This window comes from Niallia sp. Sow4_A1 (assembly GCF_052116745.1).
Taxonomy (GTDB): Bacteria; Bacillota; Bacilli; order Bacillales; family Cytobacillaceae; genus Niallia; species Niallia hominis.
This window is the reverse complement of the sequence record NZ_JBQKKM010000059.1, coordinates 20392-27128: the sequence shown is the minus strand read 5'-3', so window position 1 is coordinate 27128 and position 6737 is coordinate 20392. Positions and strand designations below refer to the sequence as shown.

Below are 6737 nucleotides of genomic sequence, written 5' to 3'. Positions count from 1 at the left end.
ATATATTCTTTTTTTGGCTGATATCCTTGTCGGTTTGGCTGATATATTCTTTTTTTGGCTGATATCCTTGTCGGTTTGGCTGATATATTCTTTTTTTGGCTGATATCCTTGTTGGTTTGGCTGATATATTCTTTTTTTGGCTGATATCCTTGGTGGTTTGGCTGATATATCCTCATTTTGACTGATATATCCTTATTTTGGGCTAATTTCCTTGTAGAATTGGATCTTATTATACTGCGTTTCAATCATTTTTTTGTGGTTTCTTCTAAATCCCTCATTGTTGAAAGTATTGCTCTAATTCTTTTGCTAATGACATGATAGCTCGCGTCTTTAATACATACTTCCCTTCTTCTATTCCTACTAGTTGTGCAGATCTCAATATCTTTAAATGATGGTGAATCGTTGATTTTCCCAACGCTAATTTTTCCGTCATTTCCTGAAGTGTTCGACTTTGTTCAAATAATAATTTCACTATTCTCATGCGTACTTCATCCCCTAAAGCCTTATGTTTCAATACAAGAAAATTGCTCGGCATATATTTATCACTCGGAGATAGGCTTTCATTTGAAACGGGATAATAATATACTTTCGTTTCTTCTAAATCTGCTGCAATATTCCATGGTCGATATATGTATTGTGGAATAAGTAATACTTTATAAACGCTTGGTTCTGGCATATACTTAATCCCACCCGTCGCCCATTCTACAAATTCTTCGGGTTCCATTTTCTTTTTCATTTTTTCTTTTGCACAGGCATCCGTTTGTAAGATAGATTTCAAGTTTTCCAAATCAGGTTCTATGACTGCTTTATACCAACCACTCATGACTATAATCAGATGCTGTTTCAGCTGTTGTGCATCAATCTTACAAATAAAAGAAATATAGCTTGGAAAAAAAGGGTTGTCTTTTGTAGCTTCTCTTAATTGCTCTATCGCTTCGAGCTTTTTATCTGCTGCTTGTTCTCTAATAGGCTGATAGTTTTTACTTATAAACGGAATACATTGGTAGATCAATTCTCTTTCAGTGAGATTATTGATATATTCGCTAAATGCTTCTAGGCTGGAAAAATCCTTTTGATGGAGTAATTGAAGTAATGCCTTCCACGTATTATTTTTTTCTACATAATCTAATTCTGCTTGTAAATCGACAGAAAGACTCGTTCTTACATCTTTCCAATAACTTGTTGGCCTATCTAACGAATTGAGTAGCCGGTTATTCGTGATAGCTGCTATGCCAAGTGCACACTCCCATAGTAGTGAATACTTCATTTCAACTTGGTACGTCTCTCTTTTCCGACCAGTAGTACTAAAAACTTCCATTCAACAACACCTCTATTTTATTTTCAGTTAACTATATTCTAAATTATTAGAATTATTAATTCAACGTTTTTCGAATATTTATTCAAAAAAACTCGACCTCTTTTTTATAAAGGTCAAGTTTTTTCCAGAGATTAGTTTCTTTCTTTGCCGAAATAACTATTGCTAGCAAACAAGGACTTATTTTTATAGATGATTATACTGGCAAATGCAAGAAGTAAGCTTGATAGAACAAACACCATTCTTACGCCTAATAAATCAGTAAGCATTCCCATCAGCAAAGACCCAATACCAAAGATTCCTGTACCAATTGCTCCCAATGAGGTATATACCTTCGATAATTGTTCTTTTGGTAAGCTCGTTTGAATGACCGTTTGTTGAGGAATACTTTTTATTTGTGTAAAAATGCCAACACCAAACGATAGAACTAGCGCGAATACAGGAATACTATTTAAACTAAATAATATGGTAAGAAGAAAACTAAAGAATGCGCCTACTAATAAAAAGCTCCCTATTTTTCTTTCCACTAAGGAAGCATATTTTATACAATAGAGGCTTCCTAAAATTAGTCCTAAGAAGAAGGCTCCATTAATAAAGCCCCACCATTTTTGTTCCACTTCTAAAGCATCACTAACAAATACGTATAAAACAGCCGCAATCCATACTGTTCCAGCAAAACCCTCTAAAAGATCAATGGAGGCAATTTTTCTTAATACCGGAGTATGAAATAGTATCTCCCACCCCTCTTTGATTTGTTCTACTTTTCTCGCTGATTTCATTGTTTCTGCATAGACGGTTTCCAAAAAGCATAGTAAGAAACTGGAAATAATAAACAGACAGCTAACAAACCAAATAAGTTGTTGTGAGCTTAAAATTAGGAGAAACATACTTCCAACAAACCACATTGTTGCTTGAATCAATTGGGTCACCGTTTCTGCAATTCCGTTCGCTTTCATTAAATACTCAGGTTCAACGTAATACGGTATCAAAGTTTGTCTCATTGGATTTGCACAACCATCAAGAAATGCAATGAATCCTATGACGATAAAGACCACAAAGTAATTTGATTCTGTTAACTCTGTTAATGAAAAGCCTAATAATATTAGCAATATTGTCTTCCCCAATTGAGAACCCGCCATTAACCAGTTCAACCTTACTTTTCCGACGAGAAGGGGTGTTATTATACTGGAAATAAACATACAAGTTGTAATGGTAAAAGGGACAAATGATGCAGCTGTTGCTGATCCCTTTAAGTCATAGATAATACTAATAACACTTACAATATAGAGAACATCCCCTATATTCGCAAAAGATTGCCCGATCATTAAAAATGAAAAGTTTTTATTAAAATTCATGTTTTATCCCCCATTATTTATTAAAGTAAATTTAGTTAATGGGAGATTATTAAATTGGACAGTTCACTTTTGTACATACTCCTTTAGAATGGATAAGCCAGGGGGATAGAGGATTATCACATAATTTTCTTACATCTATTTTAACATAGATATTGCTTTGTTTTTGAGGTGTAATAAGGATAGGAATAGTGGGATTCTCCTCCTGTAACGGTAATTGACGCGACAAATTCCTGTTTCCAAAACCACTATTACATACATACCTATATAAAAAAAGGATACTTTTCCTAGTGCCCTTTCTCCTCATTCTTTCACCTATACTTTAAATCGATTCAATAATTCTCTTAATTCTACTGTTACTTTTGCTGCCTTTTCAATAGATGTGTTAATCGCCTGGATAGACGTTAGCTGATCTTTTGAAGAAGCGGCTGCTTCCTGGATATAGCTGGATGATTCTAGTGCCTTTTGTAAATGCTTCTTAATAACAGATTCTACATCGGTAACCTTTGAAAGTAGTTTTTCAATTTCGATAAAGATTTTATCTACTTCCTTTGAAGACTCCTCTGAGGAATAATAGACATTTTGTAGACTTTCATTCACATCTTTTAGTGTTTCCATCCCTGTACTAAAATGCTTCGTTCCTGAATCCATTTCCACCACAGCATTCGATGTATCGGAAACAATCTCATTTACAAGGTTGGAAATTTGGTTAGCTGAATTTGCCGATTGCTCCGCTAATTTCTTGACTTCATTTGCAACAACGGCAAATCCTTTTCCATGTTCTCCTGCTCTTGCTGCTTCAATCGAAGCATTTAAAGCAAGCAGATTCGTCTGTTCTGTAATCTCTGTAATCATCTGCACGATATTACCAATTTCTGATGAACGATTTCCTAATTTCTTCACGATGTCAGATGATTGATGAACAGAGGCTTGAATATCAGACATTTGATTAATCAAATGTTTGATTTGGTCATTTGCTGTTTCGACTTCTTTGTATGCATGCTTTGTTTTCTCTGATACTAAAGAAGAATGATCTTTGATCTCTGAAACACTTTGTGTGATTTCGTTGATGGACTCTAGATTTTGCTTATTTCCTTGCTCTTGCTCTGTTAAAATCCCCGCTGAATTTTGAACATTATTTGTCACATCACCAGCTAATTGAACCATTTCTTCTGCACTATTGGATAAATCACAAGTATTTTCCGAAACAACTTCTCCTTTATGGAGAATGCCTCTAATTAAGTCTTGGAAACTGTCCAATAACACATTAAAGTTATTGGCTAAATCTCCCACTTCATCTTTTCGATTAATGGAAAGTCTTTGTGTTAAATCTCCTTCATTGTTTGCCAATTCTTCTATTTTGTCATTTACTTCTTTGATTGGCTTTAAAGATCGGTTATTAATTACATAGGATATAATTGCACTTAACAAAATAACTACAATGGTAATGATAATAAAGTAATTTAATAAAGAATTCGCATCTGCAAATGCTTCATTTGTTGGGATAGAAATCATAATTCCCCAATCCATAGAATCTGCCTTGCTATAAAAGATTAAGTTGTTTTCTCCATCTAAGTTCGTTGTAATATCGCCGCTTTTTCCATTCATACTGTCTTTCACTAATTGATCAAGCTCACTGTTTTCATAGTCGGCTATTTTCTTATTTAATGTATCTTCCTTATTTTCACCAGCAACTATTGTTCCGTCATTCGTAAATATGGTAACATATCCACTCTCTCCCAATGTTACATTGGAGATAATACTCATTAGACTCTCGATTGGGTTTCCGCCTGAGACAACTCCAACAATTTTCCCGTTATCTCCATATATGGGGGCCGACGATAATACAATCGGAGCACCGTTTAAGCTTGGTGTTTCGGACGGAACAGGATTATATGTCTTCGTTAGATCCTCCATTGCTCCTTTATAATGGGGAGACTCTACAACAGAAATTTTATTCCCACCTAAGTATAAGAAACCCTTTGCATCAATAAATGCAAACGCATCTGGATTTTCCATTCTTTCTGCAATTCTCGTACCTAATGCTCCTGCTTTTTCTACGTCACCTGACTTTAACTCATCCGCTTCTGCCATATATGTCATTGTATCTTGTTTTCCTTGAATCCAAATATCTATATTAGCTTTTACCGATTCCAATTGACTATATGCTTGGTCTTGAAAGCGATCATAAAGAATTGACTTTGCTTTCATATAGCCAAAAGCAGATATGCTTATCATAGAAATAGCAATAAGCAAACTAAAAATCAATGTATTTTTTAACACTAACTTCAATTGAACCACTCCTTTTATTTTGATACTATTTATTCTTGCAACACAACATTATTTTTATAAAAACTTCATTTATCTTAAAGAAAATAACGGCCGACTTCTTTCTTGATAGAATTATAGCCAATAAAAAAACACCTTAAAAAGGTGGATGATCCATCTTTTCGGTAATCCAGCCACCTTAGCAATTTATGCCTTAGGTCTGTGACTTTGCGTCCCTAGCTTTCGATAGGTTTGCCATTTTCGTAGAAATATTATTATTTTTAACTCTCACTTTCCCACTTTTAAGGACAGAGAAAAAGAAAGTCCCATGCAAAATTTCCCCCTTGTGAGAATTGTATACTCCTACGAGGGAAAAAATAGTGTACAGAGATAATTATACTACTATTTTATCTCTGCGGACTATCACTAATTTTATCCTTTTTTTACTTTCTCGTTCCGGCTTCAAAATGTATGTTGGAGGCAAAGAAGATTTAGCTAATATCCTTCCTATACTACTGATATATCATTTTTTTAGCTGTTAACCGAAAATTTTGAAGCTATATTTCCTTTGCCATTTCCTCCCTTTATGAAAATAAGCCCTACAATGCATTTCTTTTTCACTGTGGGCTTCATTTTTTATAATCAATTATGCATAACAATCCTATTAAACTGTCCATTTAATCAATAGTCCTGCATGTGCTAGACCACCGCCAAAACCATATAATAATACATGTTCACCGGATTTTAAATTCCCCTCTTTCACACCTATATCCAATGACAATGGAATAGTACCAGAGGAAGTATTCCCATAATGAACTAAGCTATAAAGGGTTTGTTCGATAGGAAAATTACTCTTCTCACAAATCGATTCTAACATTCTTAAATTTGCACTATGAGGAACAAACCAATCTACCGCATCTAGGTTAAGATTTCCTCTTTCTACAACAGTTTTCATGCCATTAGTAACTGTTTTAATAGCCCATTTATAGACTTCTCTGCCATTTTGGACAATACAGCCATTCCCCAGTAAGTCCATGCTATTCATTTGAGTAGCCAGATTTGTACAATATAAATGTTGACCACCTTCTCCTTCCGATCCTATATGGGAAGAGATAAAGCTTGGTTGATCCTCATCATATTCTACAAGTAATGCCCCTGCTCCATCACCAAAAAGAATACAAGTCGTACGATCTGTGAAATCTGTAATTTTTGATAATGTTTCTGCTCCTACAACAAGGATTTTTCTATTTAATCCAGATGTAATCATACCATTTGCAACATGCAGACCATAAGCAAATCCTGCACAGGCAGCATTTAAATCGAGTGCTCCCGTATTTTTTATCCCTAGCTTATCTTGTAGAATGGAAGCAACACTTGGCGTTTTATAATCAGGAGTCATGGTGCAAACAATAATTAAATCTACATCATCAACCGTTTTATCATATCGTTCCATTAAATCGAGTACTGCTTTATAGCTAAGATCACTGGTAAACTCCTTATCATTAGCTATTCTTCTTTCCTTGATCCCGGTTCGTTTTACAATCCATTCATCGTTCGTATCAACCATTTTTTCTAAATCATTATTTGTTAATATACGTTCTGGTACGTATGAACCTATTGCTGTAATACGTGCTTTAGAAGCTGACATTCATATCACCTCATTATTCATTTTCTTATATATTAACACCAATTACTATTACCTGGTACTAATTCATACTCAAACTATTCCCTTTGTTTAAAAGTTTTCGTTCATCTCCCTTTAGAATATGTTTTTCTACTTCATTTGGTTTACCTATTTCATC

General features: G+C 34.4%; 4 protein-coding genes and 1 riboswitch. All 4 genes read right to left on the bottom strand.

Annotated elements, in window-relative coordinates; translation table 11 throughout:
- Positions 1-274: 274 nt before the first annotated feature.
- The 4 genes from ACTQ5K_RS22355 to ACTQ5K_RS22340 all read right to left on the bottom strand — a co-directional run bounded on the left by ACTQ5K_RS22355 (position 275) and on the right by ACTQ5K_RS22340 (position 6583).
- Positions 275-1318 carry an ArsR/SmtB family transcription factor gene (locus tag ACTQ5K_RS22355; protein ID WP_031536052.1) on the bottom strand — a complete coding sequence of 348 codons (1044 nt, stop codon included), beginning with the start codon at positions 1316-1318 and terminating at the stop codon, positions 275-277.
- 131 nt (positions 1319-1449) lie between these two features.
- Positions 1450-2670 (bottom strand): MFS transporter, encoded by a 1221-nt coding sequence (locus tag ACTQ5K_RS22350; protein WP_441994325.1) that lies wholly within the window; start codon positions 2668-2670, stop codon positions 1450-1452.
- 312 nt (positions 2671-2982) lie between these two features.
- Complete coding sequence (locus tag ACTQ5K_RS22345; protein ID WP_441994326.1) at positions 2983-4950, bottom strand: methyl-accepting chemotaxis protein; 1968 nt, start codon at positions 4948-4950, stop codon at positions 2983-2985.
- 166 nt (positions 4951-5116) lie between these two features.
- A riboswitch (cyclic di-GMP riboswitch) is annotated at positions 5117-5202 on the bottom strand.
- A 397-nt stretch (positions 5203-5599) separates the two neighbouring features.
- On the bottom strand, positions 5600-6583 hold the full coding sequence (locus tag ACTQ5K_RS22340; protein ID WP_441994324.1) for a ketoacyl-ACP synthase III: 984 nt from the start codon (positions 6581-6583) through the stop codon (positions 5600-5602).
- Positions 6584-6737 lie beyond the last annotated feature (154 nt).